Origin of the sequence: Saccharopolyspora galaxeae, assembly GCF_016526145.1 — a bacterium.
GTDB classification, from domain to species: domain Bacteria; phylum Actinomycetota; class Actinomycetes; order Mycobacteriales; family Pseudonocardiaceae; genus Saccharopolyspora_C; species Saccharopolyspora_C galaxeae.
The window spans coordinates 250,809-268,829 of record NZ_JADDUE010000003.1 but is presented as its reverse complement, the minus strand read 5'-3'; the positions used below and the strand labels follow the sequence as shown (position 1 = coordinate 268,829).

The following is an 18,021-nucleotide window of genomic DNA, read 5'->3' as shown; positions in this document are numbered from 1 at the left end:
GGCGACAGTCGTTGCGCTGGAAAAGATCAACTTTGCGGTGATCTTGGTCCGCCCGGCTGATCGCTGAGCGTGATCACATGCCGTTGCCGCAATGCATAGAGGGGGTTCGAGTCGCCCGAAAAGCCGCACGGGACGGCGAGCTGCGGCGGCCGCACTGCGCACGACCTGTTGAACCCCGGCGGCCCGCGGGGTAGACAGCACGACGTCGTGATCGTGGCGAAGGAAGCGTGAGGTAGCGATGCCCGACGAGCGAGGATCAGCAGCGCGCGCCCGTGCGCTGCTCGATCGGCACCCGGTACTCGACGGGCACAACGACCTGCCGTGGGCGCTGCGCGAACACGACGCCTACGACCTCGCTCGGCTGGACATCGATCAAGACCAGTCGCAGCACCTGCACACCGACCTGGCGCGGCTGCGCGCGGGCGGCGTCGGCGGCCAGTTCTGGTCCGTCTACGTGCAAACCGCCCTGCAAGGCGACCGGGCGGTCGCGGCCACCCTGGAGCAGATCGACTGCGTGCTGCGCCTTGCCGCGCGCCATCCGGAGCAGCTGGAGCTGGCAGGCACCGCGGAAGAAGTGCGCGCCGCGATGGCCCGCGGCCGCATCGCCTCGCTCATGGGTGCCGAAGGCGGCCACTGCATCGCCTCTTCGCTGGCGACGCTGCGGTCCTTGCACGCGCTGGGCGTGCGCTACCTGACGCTGACCCACAACGACAACGTGCCCTGGGCGGACTCGGCCACCGACGAACCGGCCGCGCACGGGCTGACCCGCTTCGGCGAAGAGGTGGTGCGGGAGATGAACCGGCTCGGGATGCTGGTCGACCTCTCGCACGTCTCGGCCGACACGATGCGCCACGCGCTGCGCACGACCCGCGCGCCGGTGCTGTTCTCGCACTCGTCGTCCCGCGCGGTCTGCGACCACCCGCGCAACATCCCGGACGATGTGCTGGCCGAGCTGCCCGCCAACGGCGGGGTCGCGATGGCGACGTTCGTGCCGTCGTTCATCTCGCAGCCGACCAGGGAGTGGTTCCAGCGCTACGAGGCCGAACTCGCAGCACGCGGGCCCGCCGGTGACCCGGATGCCGAGCGGCGGTTCCGCGCCGACTACGAGGCAGCGCACCCGCGCCCGGAAGTCACCGCCGCCACCGTGGCCGACCACCTCGACCACATGCGGGAGGTCGCGGGGATCGACCACCTCGGCATCGGCGGCGATTACGACGGGGTGCAGACCACCCCGGACGACATGCCGGACGTGGCGGGTTACCCGCGGCTGTTCGCCGAACTCCTGGACCGCGGGTGGTCGGACGACGACCTGGCGAAGTTGGCGCACCGCAACGTGATCCGCGTGCTCGACGCGGCGGAGCGGACCGCTGCCGAGCTGCGTGCGCAGCCGCCTTCGGTCGCCACGATCGAGTCGCTGGACGGCTGATCCCGCGTTTGCCGCCGCGGCCGCGGCACTGTGGACTTGCGGTCCTGTGGACTTGAGCACCCCGCCCGCCTGGATGCCCCAACTCGGGAACACCGCCGCGGACGGCCTGGTTGGGCAGGGTGAGTCAACCGGACGCCGAAAGAGGTTTTCATGTCGAAGCTGGCGCAAGTGGGCGTCACCGGCCTGGCGGTGATGGGCCGTAACCTGGCCCGCAACTTCGCGCGCAACGGCTACACCGTGGCGGTGCACAACCGCACGCCCAGCCGCACCCGCGAGTTCATGGACCGGTTCGGCGAGGAGGGCGAGTTCGCCCCCGCCGAGTCCGCCGCGGAGCTCGTCGCCGCGCTGGAACGCCCGCGCCGGGTGGTCATCATGGTCAAGGCGGGCGACCCCACCGACGCCGTGATCGACGAGCTCGCGCCGCTGCTGGAAGAAGGCGACGTGCTCATCGACGGCGGCAACGCGCACTTCGAGGACACCCGCCGCCGCGACGAGGCGCTGCGCGCCCGCGGGCTGCACTACGTCGGCACCGGCATCTCCGGCGGCGAGGAAGGCGCGCTGCACGGTCCGTCGATCATGCCCGGCGGCTCCGCGGAGGCGTACGAATCGCTCGGGCCGATGCTGGAGCGCATCAGCGCGCACGTGGACGGCACGCCCTGTTGCACGCACGTCGGGCCGGGTGGTGCCGGGCACTTCGTGAAGATGGTGCACAACGGCATCGAGTACGCCGACATGCAGCTGATCGGCGAGTCCTACGACCTGCTGCGCCGCGCGGGCGGGCTGGAACCGGCGCAGATCGCCGAGGTGTTCCGCGACTGGAACCAGGGCCGCCTGGCGTCCTACCTGGTGGAGATCACCGCCGAGGTGCTCACGCACACCGACGGCGCCACCGGCGAGCCGTTCGTCGACGTGATCCTGGACCAGGCCGAGCAGAAGGGCACCGGCCGCTGGACCGTGCAGACCGCGCTGGAGCTGGGCGTGCCGGTCTCCGGGATCGCCGAGGCGGTGTTCGCGCGCAGCCTGTCCGGGCACGCGGACCTGCGCGAGGCGGCGCAAGGACTGGCCGGGCCAACGGCCTCCGCGCTGTCCACTGAGGACGCCGAGCGGCTGGCCGCGGACGTGGAGCAGGCGCTGTACGCCTCCAAGGTCGTCTCCTACGCGCAGGGCTGGAACATGATCTCGGTGGGCAGCCGGGAGTACGGCTGGGACATCGACCTCGGTGCGATGGCCACGATCTGGCGCGGCGGCTGCATCATCCGCGCGGCGTTCCTGGACCGGATCCGCAACGCCTACAGCGCGGACCCGGCGCTGCCGACGCTGCTGGCGGACGCGGAGTTCTCCCGCGAGCTGGCCGACGCCCAGGACGCTTGGCGGCGCGTGGTGCGGACCGCGGCCGACCTCGGCATCCCGACACCCGGTTTCTCCGCCGCGCTGGCGTACTACGACTCGCTGCGCGCCGCACGGCTGCCCGCTGCGCTGACGCAGGCGCAGCGCGACTACTTCGGCGCGCACACCTACCGCCGCGTCGACGCCGACGGCACCTACCACACCCGCTGGGACGCCGACCGCACCGAAGAAACCGCCTGAGACGACCGCGGTGCGGCGGTGTCGCGAACCGCCGCACCGCTCCTGGCGAACAGCGAGGCGAAGACGTGTTAGTACCACGACCCCCGATCATTCCTCCGGGGCGTCCGGGGGGATGTCGGCGGGCAGGTGGCGGGGGTGCGGCTGCTCGCCGGGCTCCGGGCGCCACCGGTCGTCTTCGTCGCCGATGGGCGTGTCCGGGGTGATCCGGTCGCCCGAGCCTTCGTCGTAGCCCTCGTCCTCGTTGCCGTGGCCGATCGGCGGGTCGGCTCGCTCCTGTGGTTCGGGCTGTTCATGCCGTGCGGACATCGTGTTTCCGACCAATCCGGGACTTCATCCGCGGGCCTGCCGACGGCCGGGTGGCCTGCCGGTCGGTCCGGGACTCCGTCCGCAGGCTTGCCGACGGCCGGGGCGGCTCAAACCTCCGCGCGCTGCCGCAGCGAGGTCAGCAGCAGTGTGAGGCCGAAGTCGAACCGCTCGTCGAAGTCCAGCACGTCCAGCTCGTCCAAGATCCGGTGCAGGCCCGGCAGGTCGCGTTCGGTGACCGCCTCGTGCAGCCCGCTCCGGCGCGCGCCCGGCAGCGCCTGCTCCTCCTGCACCAGCCCGAGCGTGTAGTACACCAGCGTCCACACCGCCCACGAGGTCTCCCGCCGCCCGAGCCCGGCGCCCAGCAGCGTGCCGCTGAGCTCGTCGGCGAACCGCAGCGTGTGCGGGTCCGGCGCGTAGGTACCGGTGACCACGGCGGCACCGTCCCGGTGGGCCAGCAGGGCGCGCCGGTAGCGGTGGAACAGCTCGCGGACCCGCGGTTCCCAGTCCTGCGGCAGGTCGGTCAGCGAGACCTCGCCGATCAGCGCGTCGGCCATCAGCTCGCGCAGCCGCGCCTTGCTCTTGATGTGCCAGAGCACGGTGTTCATCCGCACCCCGAGCCGGTCGGCGACCGCGCGCATGGACACCGCGTCGAACCCCTGCTCGTCGAGCAGCCGGACGGCTTCGGTGACCACCGCGGCCGGTTCCAGGCGCGGCCGCTCGGGCCGCGGCGTGGCGTCTGCGCTCATCAGATCAACCTAAGGGGGCTCATCGGCTCAACCTGAAGGGGCTCATCGGCTCAGCCTACGGGGTTCCCGCCCGGCGCTCCTGGCCCGGCAGGGCGCGGGTGAAGTCGTGAGCGCGCCCGGTACGGTTCGGCGCGACCAGGCACGAACCAGCTGGATTGTGATGATCACAGACGTTTTCGCGGCGGATCCGGACGCGATTCCCGCATATCGGCAAGCCGGGTTCCCGGACCCGCAGCGATACGGGTTCAGGACGCTGCGGGCCCGTGGCCTGGATCCGGTCGCGCTCGCGGCGCTCGACGTGCTGCTGTCCGAAACCGACCTCGGCGAAGCCATCGGGCACGCCGCCCAGACCCCCGATCAGGAACCCGATCTCTACGCCGCGCCGGTCGTCACGCCGGTGAGCAGCCGGATCGTCACGCTGCTGCCCGCGGTCGGCGCCGACCAGCTCACGCCGCTCGCGCAGGACTGGGCTGGGCTGCCGGAGCTCGCGGGCGCCTCGCCAGAATCCGTGCGGGACTGGCTCGCCGAGTTGCAGCCGCTGTGCAGGGAAGCGGTCGACAACGCGGAACTCCTCTTCGTCTGGAATTGCCTGTGATCACGCAACGACAGCTCGACGCGGCGCGTCAGTACGCCTGGCTTCGCGCGGCTTACTTCCACGACGAGATGGCCCGCAGTGCGCTCGAGGACCCCGACGTAGCGGCGGATTCCAAGATCGTCAGAACCGGCGGGGAAGCCGGCCTCGAGTCTCCGGATGCGGTCCTCGGCGACACCGTCGCGCTGGACGTGGTGCCCGACACCGAGACGAGCAGGCAGGCGCACCTCGGCCGCTGCGGGGTCGACGAGGCTGGACAACTCCTGCCGTACGAGCCCGCGACGAGCGACTTCCTGGCCGAGATCTTCGAAAGCTGACGCGCTGTGGACGGATCGCCGCTGGTGAGCGATCCGTCCACAGCGACGCCGCCGAGGGCGAACGCCGCCGAGGGCTCAGCGCTCCAGCTTCGCCCGGAGGAATTCCAGCGTGGAGCCCCACGCCTTGGCCGCCTGCGTCGCGTCGTAGGTGCCGAGCGCGTTCGAGTCGTTGAAGAAGGCGTGCCCGGCCGGGTAGATGCGGAAGTCCGGGCGTTCGCCCGCTTCGCGCTCGATCCGGTCCGCCAGCTGCTCGACGGACTCCGGCGGCGCCATCGAGTCCTGCTCGCCGAAGTGGCCCAGCAGGGGAGCGGTGAGGTTCTCGAAGCCCGGGTATTCCTCGCCGAGCACGCCGTAGAACGGCACCGCGGCGCCGACCTTGTCGCCCTGCTGCGCGGCGAGCACCAGCACGAACCCACCGCCCATGCAGAAGCCGACGGCGCCGACCTGCTTGCTGGTGACGGCCTCGTGCCCGAGCAGGTAGTCCACCGCGCCGCCGAGGTCGCGGGCCGCGCGATCCACCGGCAGCTCCTGCATCAGCCGGCCGGCCTCGTCGGCGTCGTGCGTGGTGCTGCCGCCGTAGAGGTCCGGCGCGAGGGCGACGAAGCCCTCGTTGGCGAGCCGGTTGCACACGTCGGCGATGTGGTCGGTCAGCCCCCACCACTCCTGGATCACCACGACACCGGGACCGCTACCGGACTCCGGCAACGTCAGGTAGCCGTGCGCGGTGTTGCCGTTGCTGGGAAAGGTCACGTTCTGCAGCGGATTGTCAGCCATGCCCGCATTCCATCACTTGGCCGCGCGACTCGGCACCCGGGCGGGCGAACCCCGGGTACGAACGCCCTGCGGAGCGTGGACGCGCCGGTGCGCGCCGGTCATCATCGGACCCGTGCGGGAACCTGGTGCGGCAGCGTCGGCGGATGCCGATTCCGTCGAGGCGCTGCACGCCGCGATCGGCCGGTTCGCGCGGTTGGACGCGCAGTTGGGCTCGGGTGCGGTCGCGCCGTCGGTGTTGCAAAGTTTCCGCGCCGCACAACAGGTTCTGCGCACCGGGCGGTATGTGCGCGCGGTGCGTCGGGATCTGCAAGCCGTGACCGCGGAAATGGGCGAACTGGCCGGTTGGATGCTCTTCGACGGTCTGCGGCTGACGCAGGCGCGGCGGATCAACGCCGAGGCGCTGCTGCTCGCGCGGGCGGCCGGGGACACCGCGATGACGTGGTTCGTGCTGTCCAACGAGGCACTGGTCTGCACCGGTTCCGGTCATTACGGCGAAGCGCTGCGGATCTCCCGCCACTTCGCCGAGGACCCGCGCGTGCCGAGGCGGGTGCGGGCGTTGTTCCGGTTGCGGCAAGCGCGCGTGCTGGGCCATGCGGGCAACGAACCCGGTGCGCTGCGAGCTTTCGAGCGTGCCGGGGCGATGTTCTCGGACGGCCTGAGCAGCCGGGATCCGGCGTGGTCCTGGTGGTTCGACGAGCGCGAACTCGTCGGGCACGCGGGCAGCCTGCGCGTCTCGCTGGGCCGGCACGCCGAGGCGTTGCCGCTGCTGGGCGCGGCGGTCGAGGCGGCCCGCGACGACGGCTACCGGTGGGCGCTGTACATCCACCGGGCCGCGTTGCTGGATGCGGCGTTGGCGGCGGGCGACATCGCCGAGGCCGAGCGGGTCGCCGTCGCGATCGTGCCGATGCTGGAGCGGATGTACTCGGCCCGCACCGAGCATCGGCTGCGGCACGCGCTCGCCCGCGGTGCCGGGCGCAGGTGTCCGTCCACGTTGTCCGATGCGCTGGAGCACATCCGGCGGCGGCTGAGCTGAGCGCCGAGCCGGGGACGCGCGGTGGCAGGATGTGGTGCGATGACCGACTTCCACACCGCCGCCGCGTCCACCGGGCTGCCGGTGCTGGACGTGCTCGGCGACCTCACCGGTGCGCTGGACGAGCACGGCACGGCCGTGCTGGTGGCTCCGCCCGGCACCGGGAAGACCACGCTGGTCCCGTTGGCGCTGGCCGAGCGCGGGCTGCGCGTGGTGGTGGCCGAGCCGCGGCGGCTGGCGGCCAGGGCCGCGGCCGGGCGGATGGCCGCGCTGCTGGACGAGGAAGTGGGCGGCCGCGTCGGGTATTCGGTGCGCGGGGAGCGCAAAGCGGGTGCGGACACCGTGGTCGAAGTCGTGACCTCCGGACTGCTGGTGCGGCGGTTGCAGGCGGACCCGGAACTGTCCGCAGTGGACGTTGTGGTGCTGGACGAGTGCCACGAGCGGCAGCTGGACGCGGACCTGCTGCTGGCGTTGCTGCTGGACGCGCGGGAGGGACTGCGGCCGGACCTGCGGGTGCTGGCGACCTCGGCGACCCTCGCGGCGAACCAGGTGGCCGAACTGCTCGGCGGCGCCCCGATGCTGCGTGCGCAGGGGCGGATCTACCCGGTCGAGCACCGGCACGTTCCGCCGAACCGCGGTGAGCGGATCGAGACGTGCGTTGCGCGCGCGGTGCGCAAGGCGCTGGACGAGCAGGACGGCGACGTGCTGGCCTTTCTGCCCGGCGCCGGGGAGATCCGCCGGGTGCGAACTGCGTTGGCAAATTTGTCCGATGTGGACGTCATGCCGCTGCACGGGCGGCTCGCGCGCGATGCGCAGGACGCCGCGTTGCGGGAAGGGCAGCGGCGGCGTGTCGTGCTGGCGACCGCGGTCGCGGAGTCGAGCTTGACCGTGCCGGGTGTGCGCGCCGTGGTGGATTCCGGGCTGTCCCGGCAATCCCGGGCCGACCCGCGCCGCGGACTGTCCGGATTGGTCACCGTGCGGGTGTCGGCCGCGGGTGCCGAGCAGCGCGCCGGACGGGCCGGACGGCAAGGGCCCGGCGTCGCTTACCGCTGCTGGCCGGAGCACGAGCACAGCACGCTGCCCGCCTTCGGCGAACCGGAGATCCGCACCGCGGAGCTGAGCAGGCTCGCGCTGGAACTGGCGTGCTGGGGAACGCCCGACGGTGCCGCGCTGAGCTGGTGGGACGAGCCGCCCGCAGGAGCGCTCGCGGCCGGGCGCGAAGTGCTGCGCGAACTCGGGGTGCTGGACGAATCCGGCGCGGTGACCGCGCGGGGGAACCGGATGGCCGGGCTCGGGCTGCACCCGAGGCTGGCGCGCGCCCTGCTCGACGGCAGCGAACGGGTCGGTGCCGGCGCCGCCGGTGAGGTCGTCGCGCTGCTCGATGACGACTCGGTCACCACGGAGACCGATGTGGACAGTGCGCTGGCGCGATTGCGGCGCGGTGGTCCGGGATCCGAGCGGTGGCGGCGGGAAGCCCGCAGGCTCAGCCGGCTGGTGCACGGGGAGCCGGGCGGGCAGGACCTCGCCGAGGTGGTCGCGCTCGCGCATCCGGAACGGCTCGCCCGCCGCAGGTCCGCGGACTCGCCGGTGTACCTGATGGCCTCCGGAACCGCCGTCGAAGCGCCCGCGGCACTGCGGCACTGCGAATGGCTCGCGGTCGCGGTCGCCGATCGCACGCCCGGCCACGCGCACGGCACGGTCCGCTTGGCGGCTCCGGCCGATGAAGAACTGGCCCGGCGGGTCGGCGCACCGCTGCTGAAGGATCGGCGGACCGTCGAGTGGGCCGACGGCGATGTTCGCGCGGTGCAAGAGGAAACGCTCGGTGCGATCACGCTGCAGAGCCGTCCACTGCGCGATCCCGACCCCGCGCAGGTGCGGTCGGCCCTGCTCGACGGGTTGCGCACGGCCGGTCTCGGGCTGCTGCACTGGACCAAGGACGCCGAGCGGTTGCGCGACCGGCTGGCTTTCCTGCACATCGCGATCGGCGATCCTTGGCCCGCGGTCGACGATGCGGCACTGCTGTCCGAAGTGGACCACTGGCTGGAGCCCGAACTGTCCCGTGCGGGCAAGCGCGCGGACCTCGAACGCATCTCCGCGGCCGCCGGGCTGCGCAGGCTCGTCCCGTGGTCGCAGGCCGCGCGGTTCGACGAACTGGCTCCGGACACCGTCGAAGTGCCGTCCGGTTCGCAGGTCCGCATCGACTACTCCGGCGACGCACCTGCGCTGCCGGTGAAGTTGCAGGAGGTCTTCGGCTGGCGCCGGGTGCCGGAACTCGCCGACGGGCGCGTTGCGCTGGTGCTGCAGCTGCTTTCCCCGGCCGGGCGGCCCGCCGCGGTCACCTCCGACCTCGAATCGTTCTGGGCCAACGGCTACCCGCAGGTCCGCGCCGAGTTGCGCGGCCGCTACCCGAAGCACCCGTGGCCGGATGACCCCACGACCGCCGCCCCGACGGGCCGCACCAAGAATCGCCGATGAGCACCCGCGGCGGTGCGGGTTGCGTAGCCGCCGGAAGCGGCTTGCGCCGCTTGGAAAACCCCGAGCTCGGTTCCAAGACATGCGTTCACATCTCGCTGGCACCCGCTCTGATCGCCTGCCGGATCCGGAAGTAGGTGCCGCAGCGGCAGATGTTGCGGATGCCGTCGATGTCCGAGTCGGTGATCTCACGGCCCTCCGCGGCGACCCGGCGCACCAGGGCCACGGCGGCCATGATCTGGCCGGGCTGGCAGTAGCCGCACTGCACGACGTCCTGCTCCAGCCAGGCTTCCTGCATCGGGTGCAACTCGGCGTCCACTGTGGCCGGAAGTCCTTCGATGGTGGTGACCTCGTCGGTGGGCGAGAGCTCGCCGACGGGGATCGCGCAGGGGTTCACGGCCTTGCCGTTGACGTGGCTCGTGCACGCCTTGCAGACGTTGATGCCGCAGCCGTACTTCGGCCCGTGCACGCCGAGCAGATCGCGCAGTACCCAGAGCAACCGCACGTCATCTGCGGTGGTGACGGTGACCTGCTCGCCGTTGAGGCGAAAAGTGTGTTCAGGCAAGGACGCTCCTCAGCGTGCGTGCTCCAGCCCGTCCGTCGGCGACTCGGGAACGGGTGGCACCGCGGGTTTGGGGGTGAACGAAAGCGTGTCGTGGTTGATCGGGAAGCGGGTGGGCTGCGTGCCGGTGGCGCGGCCGTAGGCGCAGGCGACCGCGGACATCGCCGCTGCCACGCCGAGTTCGCCCGCCCCGCCCGGTTCTCCGGTGGTGTCCGGCATGATCTCGACGTGCAGGTCGAACGGCACGTTCCACTGCCGGGTGTAGAAGTAGTTGTCCCAGCTGGCTTCGAGGAAGTGGCCATCGCGCAGGTGCAGGCTGGAAGTCAGCGCCAGCGCGATGCCGTCCATGATGCCGCCCATCATCTGCGCCTCGAGCCCGCGCGGATTGATCACCAGGCCCGCGTCGACGGCGAAGACGACCCGGGTGACGCGCGGTCCGGCCACGCCGTCGCGGATCGGCCGGTCGACGGTGCCGGGACGGCAATCGATCTCCACCAGCGCCGCGGTGACCCCGCGGTACTCGGCGTGGAAGGCGATCCCCTGCGCGGTGCCCGCGGGCATCGGCCGACCCCAGTCCCCGAGTTCGGCGGCCTTGGCCAGCACCGCGCGGGAACGGTCGTCCTGGACGAAGTCGTGCCGGAACCGGTAAGGATCTTCGCCCAGTTTCGCCGCGAGCCGGTCGACGACGAGCTCGCGGGCGCAGGTGACGTCCGGTGAGTAGACGTTGCGCATGCTGCCGGTGTTGAAGCCCTTGTCGGTCTCGCACAGCAACTGGCTGCTCGCCCCGAACTCGTAGGGCATCGAGACGCTGAGCTGGAACATCGTTTCGGAAAAGCCGATGTCTCCGACCGGAAGCTTGCCCACCATCGCGGTGATGATCTCGCCCAACCCGTGGCTCCAGTCGGTCGAAACGCTGGTGTGCCGCTGCTCGTACCCGAGCACGCTGCGCCCGGAGTGGGCCAGGCGCACCCGAGAGATCGCCATCGGGTGGGTGCGGCCCTGCCGGGAGTCGTCGGCGCGGTGCCACATCAGCTTGACCGGTTTGCCCACCGCCCGGGAGGTCTCGGCGGCCTCCCGCGCGGCGTCGAAGAACAGCTTGCGCCCGAAGGAGCCGCCGCCCTCGGTGACGTGCACCCGCACCGCGCCGACGGGCAGGCCGAGGTCGGCGGCGATGGTCTGCTGGGCCACGATCGGGGATTTCAGGCAGGACCAGATCTCGGCCCGGTCCCGGCGCACGTCGGCGACCGCGCAGTTCGGTTCCAGCGCGCTGTTGCTGCGGAACTGGAACGTGAATTCCGCCTCCACTGTGGACGCCAGCGGTGGTGGGCCGAGCGGTGCCTCGGCGGCTCGCAGCTCCGCCAGCACGCTGTCGTCGGATTTCCCTTCCGCGGTACCGGGTTTCCAGGCCACTTCGAGCGCGCGCACGGCGTCGATGCACTGCCCGAAGGTCTCCGCCCGCACCGCGACTCCGGTGGAGATGACCGCGACATCGGTCACTCCGGGCATGTTGCGGACTTCGGCCAGGTTGGACGCGGCCGCGACCGACCCGTTGATCGTGGGCGGCCGGCAGACCATCGCGGGCATGGCCCCCGGGACGTCGAGGTCCATGGCGAACTTCTTGCGCCCGGTCACAGCCGCGAGCCCGTCGACGCGGTTGTGCGGGGTGCCGATGACGGTGTGCTGCTCGCGCGGGCCGAGTTCGACCGCGACCTGCCGGTCCCGGGTGCTCGCGGCCTTTTCCGCGAAGGCGCCGATGTCCGCGGCGGCGCCCGAGGCGGCCGTGATCATTCCGTCGCGCAACGTCAGATCTTGCGCTGCGGCACCGAATTCGGCCGCCGCGACCGCCAGCAGCCGCTCGCGGGCCAGCGCGGCGGCGACCCGGATCGGCCGATAGGTCGCGATTGTCGTGTTGGAACCGCCGGTGAGCTGGTTGAACACCAGCTCAGGGCGGGCATCGGCGAGCGTGACGCGAACCCGCTCGACCGGCACGCGCAGCTCTTCGGCGATCAGCATGCTCGTCGAAGTGGTGATGCCCTGGCCGACTTCCGCCCGCGGCAGCGCGAACGAGACCGTGCCGTCCTCGCCGACCTCGACCGTGATCAGGTGCGAGGTCGGCGCCGCCGCCACGGTCATCAGGTCGTTCGCGTCGAAGATCTCCGCGAGCGCCGGTGACGGCAGCTGCGCGTCGGCGGTGCCGGCGCCGCCGAGTTCGGCGGCCGCGACCAGCGTCGGCGCCGCCAGCAGGTATCCGAGGAACCGCCGCCTGCCGACGACGTGCCCGCCGGGCTCCGGCTCGGGCGGAAGATCGTTGCTCATCGGGGACTCCCTTCGCCGGCGAGGCAGCTCGCAGGCGTCGCACCGCGACGACGATCGATGCCGGGTTGCGGTCCATCGGCATCGATCTCGCCGCTGTCGGTTCCGCTCTCCTCCCGCTGCGACCTGCGATCGCGCGAGTCGTCCGTTGTGGACTCAGGAAGGCCGGTTTCCGGTGGGGATCGAGATGCTGATCGGGTAGTCCCCTTTGGACAGGAACAGCAGCACCGCCTGCCGGATGATCTCGTCGAACGCCCAGTAGACCTGGTCGGTGCCGGGGAAGACGTCGAGCAGGCCTTCGCGGACGGCGATGAACGGGCCCCAGAACGTTTTCAGCAACGGGTCCCAGACCGGCTCCGGCGGGATCATCAGCCACTCGGCGACCTGATCGCCGAGCATGAACCGGGTCAGCGCGCCGATGACCGGCCTGCTCAGGATGGTGCCGTCGATCTCCTTGCCGAAGTCCATCAGGATGTCGGCCAGGTTGACACCTTCGGCCGTCGGCGCCAGCACCGGCGTGAGCACCTGATCGGCCTGCGAGTTCGCCTCGTCCCAGGAAGCCGGGATGTACTCGTCGTCGATGCCGAGCATGTGCGCGCACATCTGCCACGAGTGCAGGTACGCCTCGGACTCCTCGACCGGGATCGGCACCTGCCACTCGACCATCTTCCGGTTGACCGTCGTGGCCAGGCTGTGCCAGGTGACCATCATGTCCGCTTGGCTGATCGGGATGTCCTCGGGCGCGACCTGGCTCCAGTGCGGCGACTTCGGCAGCAGGTTGCGCACGCCGGCGTGGGTGAGCCGGGTCTTGACGCAGGTGACGATCATCTCGCCGTCGTCGGCGTAGGCGTTCGGGGTGCCGATGTCGTATCCGAGCTTGGCGGTCTTGGTGATGCGGTCCTTCATGTTGGCCCCGCCGTAGGAGTGGTAGACCGCCCGCGCCTCCTTCGGGATGACCGTGCTCATCATGCCGCTGGCCATCCCGTACAGGACGCCGAGGTAGAGCCCGCGCTTCTCGTTGAACTGGTACGCGAGGTCGAGCTTGCGGTCGTCGACCCACTCCGGGCGCTGCCGGGCGTTCTCGATGAAGTCGCGCAGCTCGGCGGGAAGCCCCTTCGGCAGCTCCTGGCCGTTCTTGGTCCACTGCGCCAGCAGCTCGTTGACCCGGGGCACTGCACCGCGGTCGAGCAGCGAGCCGACCAGCGGGTCGGCCACCTCGTCCCAGACCCACCTCGGGTCGGCACCGGTGCCGGTGCCCACGACCGAACCGCTCGGCGACCACGTCCACGCCGCCGCGGGGCTGGCCATGCCCAGTGCGCCGAGCGCGCCCAAGGCACCACCGGAAGCCAATAATTTGCGCCTGCTGAGTTCGCTCATTTCCTGAACTCCTCCTTGAGTTCCACGGATTGCGAAATTTGCGGAAATCGAAGGTCCTCATCGCGCGAGAACCAGCGGAATGACCAGTGCGCACGGCGTCGTGCGGGCGAAAAGGTCCGGCGAATCGCCGGAAGGGCCCGCTGCGGCGCGCTCGAACGGACCTACGCGCTCACCTGGGACGGTTGATCGTGGGGATATCGATCTTCGTTTCCTTGCCCTTGGTGAGGTAGAAGAGGATGTACTGGCGCGCGGCTTCGTCGATGGTCCAGGCGACTTCGGGCACCGCGGGCAGCGGAACGAGGTTCTCCCGGAACTTCACCAGCAGCGGCCACGCCTCGTTGATCAGCGGTTCCCAGACCGGCTCCCGCGGGATCGCGTCCCAATCGGCGACCTGATCGCCCACCAGGTACCTGGCCAGGGCGTTGCACAGCGGCCGGGTGACCCCGAGCGGCGGGCTGGTCTGCTCGGCGAGCTGGCCCAGCAGGACGTCGGTCAGCTCGACGCCTTCCGGCGTCGGACCCATGTTCCGGCCGAGGACCTGGTCGGATTGGGCGTAGGCGGCATTCCAGGTGGCGGGGATGTACTCCTCGCGGATGCCGAGCAGATAGGCGGTCACCTGCCAGACGTGCAGGTACGCGTCGGACTCGGCCCGGGTGATCGGCACGCCCCAGTCGAGCATCCGGCGCATCGCGAAGGTCGGCAGCGTGTGCCAGGTGACGAGCATGTCCTCCTGGCTGATCGGGATCCGCTGGCCGCGGCTGGTCTGCTTCCAGCCGGGGGACTGCTGCAGCAGGTGCCGCACGGCCGCGTGCACCAGCCGGGTCTTGACCGCTTCCACCACGACGGACCCGTCGGGCCGGTAGGCGTTCGGGTCGCCGACGGCGAATCCCAGGATGCTCGTCTTGGCGACGCGGTCCTCCATGTCCGCGCCGCCCTTGGAGTAGTAGACCGCGCGGGCTTCCTTCGGGATGGCGGTGCTCAACATGCCGCCGCCGACCCCGTTGAGCAGGTTGAGGTAGATCCCCCTGGACTTGTTGAACTCCGCCGCGAGCTCCAGCTTCCGCTGGTCCGCCCATGGCGGCAGCTGGCGCGCCCGTTCCATGAACGCCCGCAGGTCCTGCGGGAGCTCGCGCGGCAGCTCCTGGTCGTTGCGCGTCCAGTCCCACAACAGGCGGTTGACCTCGGGCACGTCGTCCCGATCGAGCAGCGACGCGAGCAGCGGGTCGGCCTCCTGGTCCCAGACCCAGCTCGGGTCGGCGCCCGCCCCGGTGCCCGCGATCGAACCGCTCGGCGACCACGTCCACGCCATCGCGGGCGATGCCATGCCCAGCGCGCCCAACGCGCCCAGGGCTCCGCCGGAAGCCAACACCTTGCGTCTGCTGAATTCATTCATGTCCTGATCCTTGAGCCCGGGAACAGCTGATTGATACGGTGATACACGAACCAGATCGGCGTATCATAGGGAAGCACAAGACGATCCCGAACACCAGCCCCCGAGACCGATCCCGTTTCGAATTCCGTCCGCACTGGAAATCGACAGATCACCCGTACCTGCGATGCGGCGAACAGCAGCGGGGCCAGAAAGAGCATTCGCACTGCACCGGCTCCAGGCCACGCGAACCGCGTGCGCCGTGCGGCCAGGCCGCCAGTAGCGAGAACCCGACCGGAACGGCCGCGGGCTTTCCGGCACCAGCCATGGGCACCGGGTCCTTCCCGGGCGCCGAGGAAGGACACCGTGGAACCTGTACCGTCCGGCTGCATGACGCCGCAGGACTCGGACTCGCTGCTGGAACGCGCGTTCGCCGAGGCCGACGACCCCGTCGAGGACACCGACGAGACCACTGCGCGCCTGCTCGACGCCGCGTACGAGCAGTTCTGCCGAATGGGCATCCGCCGATCCACGATGGAGGACGTGGCGCGCCGCGCCGGGGTCTCCAGGATCACCGTCTACCGCCGGTTCACCACCAAGGACGCGCTGGTCGAGCACGTGGTGCGCCGCGAGTTCCGCTGGTACTTCGACCGGTTCCGCACCGACATCGCGCAGGCCGCGACCGCCGCCGACCGGGTCGAGCTCGGATTCGCCAGCGCGCTGCGCGCCATCCGCGGCAATCCGCTGATCGGCGGCCTGATGGAGGCCGAGCCGGACCTGCTGGTGCCCTCGATGATCAACGACGGCGGCCGGACCTTGGCCACCGTGCGGCGATTCCTGGCAGGCCAGCTCCGGCACGAACAGGCCGCCGGCCACGTCGCCGCGGCGGTCGACGTGGACCTCGTCGCCGAGATGATGGTCCGCGTCTCGGCGTCGTTCCTGGTCATTCCCAGCGAGCTCGTCGACATCGACGACGACGAGCAGGTCCGCGCCGTCGCCCGCCGGTTCCTGGTGCCGATGCTGGAACCGTCCGCGCCCTGACCCGCGGCGCGCGCACGGCTCAGGGCGCGGGAACCCGCGCGTCCTCCGGAACGGCCTGCAGATCGCCGCGCCGGTCCGGCAGGCAGGCCGCGCGCCGGGCGTCGTCGTTCAGGAACTGGCTGAGGCAACCGCCCAGCTGGGCGTGTCCGGCGGCGTTGGCGTGGAACGACTCCTGCATCGCGTGCGGGGCGCGGTCGTCGTACTGCAGGCTCTCCCAATCCACCGTGAGCCGGGTGAACCACTCCTCGCCCTGCCCGGCGGGCGACGCCTGCCCCGGCGGAACCTGTTGCGGCTGCCCCTGTTGCGGTGACGGACCGGTGCACGCCTCGTGCCCGACACCGGCGCGCGAGAGGTCGAGGAACCGCGCGTCGACCGCGCCTGCGGCTTTCCGCAGCCCCTCGGACAGCTGCGGCACACCGGTGTCCCTGATCCACCTCAGATCACCGGTCTGGAACGGGCAGCCGGACAGGTTCTGCAGCTGCGGGGCGATCTCCGGGCCGACCGGCGAAGCGTAGGACTGCACGACCAGCGAATAGCTCTGCGGCGTGTAGCCCGCCTGCTCCATCACCGAGCGCACGTCCCGCAGCGCCGAGACGACCTTGGGCCGCATCTGCTCCACCCGCTGCGGCCAGGTCTTGCTCAGCTGTGCCGAGCAGCCGCCCGGCACCCGCCGCGCCCACGCCTGCACGCACCGGTTGACCGCGTCGGTGAAACCCGGATCGTCGTTCGCGCCAACCTGCACCACGACGTCGGTGATCCGGTAGCGGGAGGCGAGCTCGGCCAGCCGGGCGGCCTGCGAGCCCTCGGCGTGCTCCGGGCTGGGCTGCAGGCCGACCAGCTTCGCCTGCGCCCCCGAGCAGGCCAGGTTGAACCGGCTCACCCCCGGCGGCAGCTGCAGCTGGTGCACCGCCGCGGCGGGCGATCGGTGGCACCAGTCGTCGTTGGCGCCGTTGGTGCCCGCCTCGTAGTTGCCGCCGCCTTCGCCGGACAGCGTGCTGTCGCCGAGCGTGACCACCGCGGCGGGCAACCGCTCCGGCTGCTGCGGCAGGCTCGGCACGTTCTGATCGCTGACCAGGATCGCGAGCGCCAGGACGCCGCAGACCGCCAGCAGTGCGAGGAATCTCGACTTGTGCGCCCGCATCGGCGAGCAGTCTATGCGGTGTTGATGAAGCCATCGCCCGTGGCGGTGCCGAACTCGCCGAGCCCGGCGCGACCGGCAGGGAGGCCCCGCTGACCTGCGCGTTCGTCCGCATGCGAAAGTTGCGGTCCCGCTGCGGGCGGGGGAGGCGGGCTCGCCGGGGTGGCGATCGCAACACTCCGGCAAGTTCGCCGCGCGGATCGGGAGAAAAATCGGACACCGGTGCGTTGAACACAGGGAGAAGTAGCTGTCTGCCGGGGTTTCCCCGCTTGCGGAGGTTTGCAGTGCCCATACTCCTGCTGCTGCTGGCCATCGGCCTCGTCGAGATCAGCGTGCTGGTGCTGGTCGGCAACGCGGTCGGTGTGCTGCCCACGATCGGGCTGCTGCTGGCCGGCGGCGTGCTCGGCAGCTGGCTGATGCGCCGCGAAGGCGCCCGCACGCTGCGCGCCTTCAACGAGGCCGCGAAGCTGCGCAGGCCGCCTGAGCGGGAACTGTCCGACGGGGTGCTGATCGTCGCCGGCGGCGCGCTGATCGTGCTGCCCGGTTTCGTCAGCGACGTGCTCGGGCTGCTGTGCCTGCTGCCGCCCACCCGCGCGCTGCTGCGCCGCTGGATGCAGCGCAGCGCGGAGCGCCGGGCGCAGCGGGTGCGCGAGCAGGTGCGCACGGGCGCGGCTCCGGGGTGGGCCGCACCGGGATGGGGCGCCGGATTCGCGACCGGTTCGCCCGGCGGTTCGCGGGCGAACAACGACGGTGACGTGATCGACGGCGAGGTCGTCTCGGTCAGTGAGGACGACATCCCGCCGCAGAACAACCCCTCGCTGGGCACGTCCGACCAGGCAGAGCGTCCGCGCGGGGACGCAGCGCGCTGAACCGCCCGCCGCGGCTCTCAGCGGCGCGAGCACTGCGGGTAAGCTTCCCGGAACGATCGTGGCCGGAGTCGGCAGCAACCCTCGGCTGGTGCTGCCCGGTTC

Annotated in this window: 16 protein-coding genes; 8 read left to right on the top strand and 8 right to left on the bottom strand. The window is 71.2% G+C overall.

Features of this window, described 5'->3' with window-relative positions:
• The first annotated feature begins 238 nt into the window (after nucleotides 1–238).
• Nucleotides 239–1,426, top strand: coding sequence for a dipeptidase (locus INP57_RS08920; RefSeq protein WP_200069629.1), 1,188 nt, complete (start codon nucleotides 239–241; stop codon nucleotides 1,424–1,426).
• A 150-nt stretch (nucleotides 1,427–1,576) separates the two neighbouring features.
• Nucleotides 1,577–3,013, top strand: a complete 1,437-nt coding sequence (gnd, locus tag INP57_RS08915; RefSeq protein WP_200069628.1) for an NADP-dependent phosphogluconate dehydrogenase — start codon at nucleotides 1,577–1,579, stop codon at nucleotides 3,011–3,013.
• Between the two features lie 87 nt (nucleotides 3,014–3,100).
• On the opposite strand, the gene INP57_RS08910 is transcribed toward gnd, so the two are convergent.
• A complete protein-coding gene (locus tag INP57_RS08910; protein WP_200069627.1) occupies nucleotides 3,101–3,319 on the bottom strand; it encodes a hypothetical protein in 219 nt (72 codons plus the stop codon).
• A 107-nt stretch (nucleotides 3,320–3,426) separates the two neighbouring features.
• Nucleotides 3,427–4,065 carry a TetR/AcrR family transcriptional regulator C-terminal domain-containing protein gene (locus tag INP57_RS08905; protein WP_200069626.1) on the bottom strand — a complete coding sequence of 213 codons (639 nt, stop codon included), beginning with the start codon at nucleotides 4,063–4,065 and terminating at the stop codon, nucleotides 3,427–3,429.
• 160 nt (nucleotides 4,066–4,225) lie between these two features.
• On the opposite strand from INP57_RS08905, the gene INP57_RS08900 reads away from it, so the two are divergent.
• Together INP57_RS08900 and INP57_RS08895 are read left to right on the top strand one after the other, a co-directional pair.
• Complete coding sequence (locus tag INP57_RS08900; protein ID WP_200069625.1) at nucleotides 4,226–4,660, top strand: hypothetical protein; 435 nt, start codon at nucleotides 4,226–4,228, stop codon at nucleotides 4,658–4,660.
• A complete protein-coding gene (locus INP57_RS08895; RefSeq protein ID WP_200069624.1) occupies nucleotides 4,657–4,974 on the top strand; it encodes a hypothetical protein in 318 nt (105 codons plus the stop codon). The genes INP57_RS08900 and INP57_RS08895 overlap by 4 nt, the downstream gene beginning before the upstream one ends.
• Before the next feature lie 75 nt (nucleotides 4,975–5,049).
• On the opposite strand, the gene INP57_RS08890 is transcribed toward INP57_RS08895, so the two are convergent.
• Nucleotides 5,050–5,748, bottom strand: a complete 699-nt coding sequence (locus tag INP57_RS08890) for a dienelactone hydrolase family protein (RefSeq protein ID WP_200069623.1) — start codon at nucleotides 5,746–5,748, stop codon at nucleotides 5,050–5,052.
• A gap of 112 nt (nucleotides 5,749–5,860) precedes the next feature.
• Between INP57_RS08890 and INP57_RS08885 the strand changes: the two genes are divergently transcribed.
• Together INP57_RS08885 and hrpB are read left to right on the top strand one after the other, a co-directional pair.
• Entirely contained in the window at nucleotides 5,861–6,781 is a 921-nt protein-coding gene (locus INP57_RS08885) for an NsdA family TPR-like regulatory protein (protein ID WP_200069622.1), read from the top strand.
• Nucleotides 6,782–6,820: 39 nt separating this feature from the next.
• Entirely contained in the window at nucleotides 6,821–9,253 is a 2,433-nt protein-coding gene (hrpB, locus tag INP57_RS08880) for an ATP-dependent helicase HrpB (RefSeq protein ID WP_200069621.1), read from the top strand.
• 85 nt (nucleotides 9,254–9,338) lie between these two features.
• Here hrpB and INP57_RS08875 read toward each other — a convergent pair whose 3' ends face one another.
• From INP57_RS08875 to INP57_RS08860, 4 genes are all read right to left on the bottom strand, one after another.
• On the bottom strand, nucleotides 9,339–9,815 hold the full coding sequence (locus tag INP57_RS08875; protein WP_200069620.1) for a (2Fe-2S)-binding protein: 477 nt from the start codon (nucleotides 9,813–9,815) through the stop codon (nucleotides 9,339–9,341).
• Nucleotides 9,816–9,824: 9 nt separating this feature from the next.
• The gene (locus INP57_RS08870) at nucleotides 9,825–12,128 is read right to left on the bottom strand and encodes a molybdopterin cofactor-binding domain-containing protein (protein WP_200069619.1); all 2,304 of its coding nucleotides are present in this window, start codon (nucleotides 12,126–12,128) and stop codon (nucleotides 9,825–9,827) included.
• 153 nt (nucleotides 12,129–12,281) lie between these two features.
• Nucleotides 12,282–13,502 (bottom strand): oxygenase MpaB family protein, encoded by a 1,221-nt coding sequence (locus tag INP57_RS08865; RefSeq protein ID WP_200069618.1) that lies wholly within the window; start codon nucleotides 13,500–13,502, stop codon nucleotides 12,282–12,284.
• 169 nt (nucleotides 13,503–13,671) lie between these two features.
• Nucleotides 13,672–14,895, bottom strand: a complete 1,224-nt coding sequence (locus INP57_RS08860; RefSeq protein WP_200069617.1) for an oxygenase MpaB family protein — start codon at nucleotides 14,893–14,895, stop codon at nucleotides 13,672–13,674.
• Between the two features lie 366 nt (nucleotides 14,896–15,261).
• Between INP57_RS08860 and INP57_RS08855 the strand changes: the two genes are divergently transcribed.
• Nucleotides 15,262–15,912: a TetR/AcrR family transcriptional regulator gene (locus INP57_RS08855; RefSeq protein WP_200069616.1), complete on the top strand. Its 651-nt coding sequence runs from the start codon at nucleotides 15,262–15,264 to the stop codon at nucleotides 15,910–15,912.
• Between the two features lie 19 nt (nucleotides 15,913–15,931).
• Here INP57_RS08855 and INP57_RS08850 read toward each other — a convergent pair whose 3' ends face one another.
• Nucleotides 15,932–17,053: an SGNH/GDSL hydrolase family protein gene (locus tag INP57_RS08850; protein ID WP_200069615.1), complete on the bottom strand. Its 1,122-nt coding sequence runs from the start codon at nucleotides 17,051–17,053 to the stop codon at nucleotides 15,932–15,934.
• Between the two features lie 281 nt (nucleotides 17,054–17,334).
• Here INP57_RS08850 and INP57_RS08845 point away from each other — a divergent pair, with 281 nt between their 5' ends.
• Nucleotides 17,335–17,919 (top strand): FxsA family protein, encoded by a 585-nt coding sequence (locus INP57_RS08845; protein ID WP_307849971.1) that lies wholly within the window; start codon nucleotides 17,335–17,337, stop codon nucleotides 17,917–17,919.
• Nucleotides 17,920–18,021 lie beyond the last annotated feature (102 nt).

Bases quoted from the DNA above. Each gene is read 5' to 3' on its own strand.
- INP57_RS08920 (WP_200069629.1), top strand. From the start codon at position 239: ATGCCCGACGAGCGAGGATCAGCAGCGCGCGCCCGTGCGCTGCTCGAT.
- gnd (WP_200069628.1), top strand. From the start codon at position 1,577: ATGTCGAAGCTGGCGCAAGTGGGCGTCACCGGCCTGGCGGTGATGGGC.
- INP57_RS08910 (WP_200069627.1), bottom strand. From the start codon at position 3,319: ATGTCCGCACGGCATGAACAGCCCGAACCACAGGAGCGAGCCGACCCG.
- INP57_RS08905 (WP_200069626.1), bottom strand. From the start codon at position 4,065: ATGAGCGCAGACGCCACGCCGCGGCCCGAGCGGCCGCGCCTGGAACCG.
- INP57_RS08900 (WP_200069625.1), top strand. From the start codon at position 4,226: ATGATCACAGACGTTTTCGCGGCGGATCCGGACGCGATTCCCGCATAT.
- INP57_RS08890 (WP_200069623.1), bottom strand. From the start codon at position 5,748: ATGGCTGACAATCCGCTGCAGAACGTGACCTTTCCCAGCAACGGCAAC.
- hrpB (WP_200069621.1), top strand. From the start codon at position 6,821: ATGACCGACTTCCACACCGCCGCCGCGTCCACCGGGCTGCCGGTGCTG.
- INP57_RS08870 (WP_200069619.1), bottom strand. From the start codon at position 12,128: ATGAGCAACGATCTTCCGCCCGAGCCGGAGCCCGGCGGGCACGTCGTC.
- INP57_RS08865 (WP_200069618.1), bottom strand. From the start codon at position 13,502: ATGAGCGAACTCAGCAGGCGCAAATTATTGGCTTCCGGTGGTGCCTTG.
- INP57_RS08860 (WP_200069617.1), bottom strand. From the start codon at position 14,895: ATGAATGAATTCAGCAGACGCAAGGTGTTGGCTTCCGGCGGAGCCCTG.
- INP57_RS08855 (WP_200069616.1), top strand. From the start codon at position 15,262: ATGACGCCGCAGGACTCGGACTCGCTGCTGGAACGCGCGTTCGCCGAG.
- INP57_RS08850 (WP_200069615.1), bottom strand. From the start codon at position 17,053: ATGCGGGCGCACAAGTCGAGATTCCTCGCACTGCTGGCGGTCTGCGGC.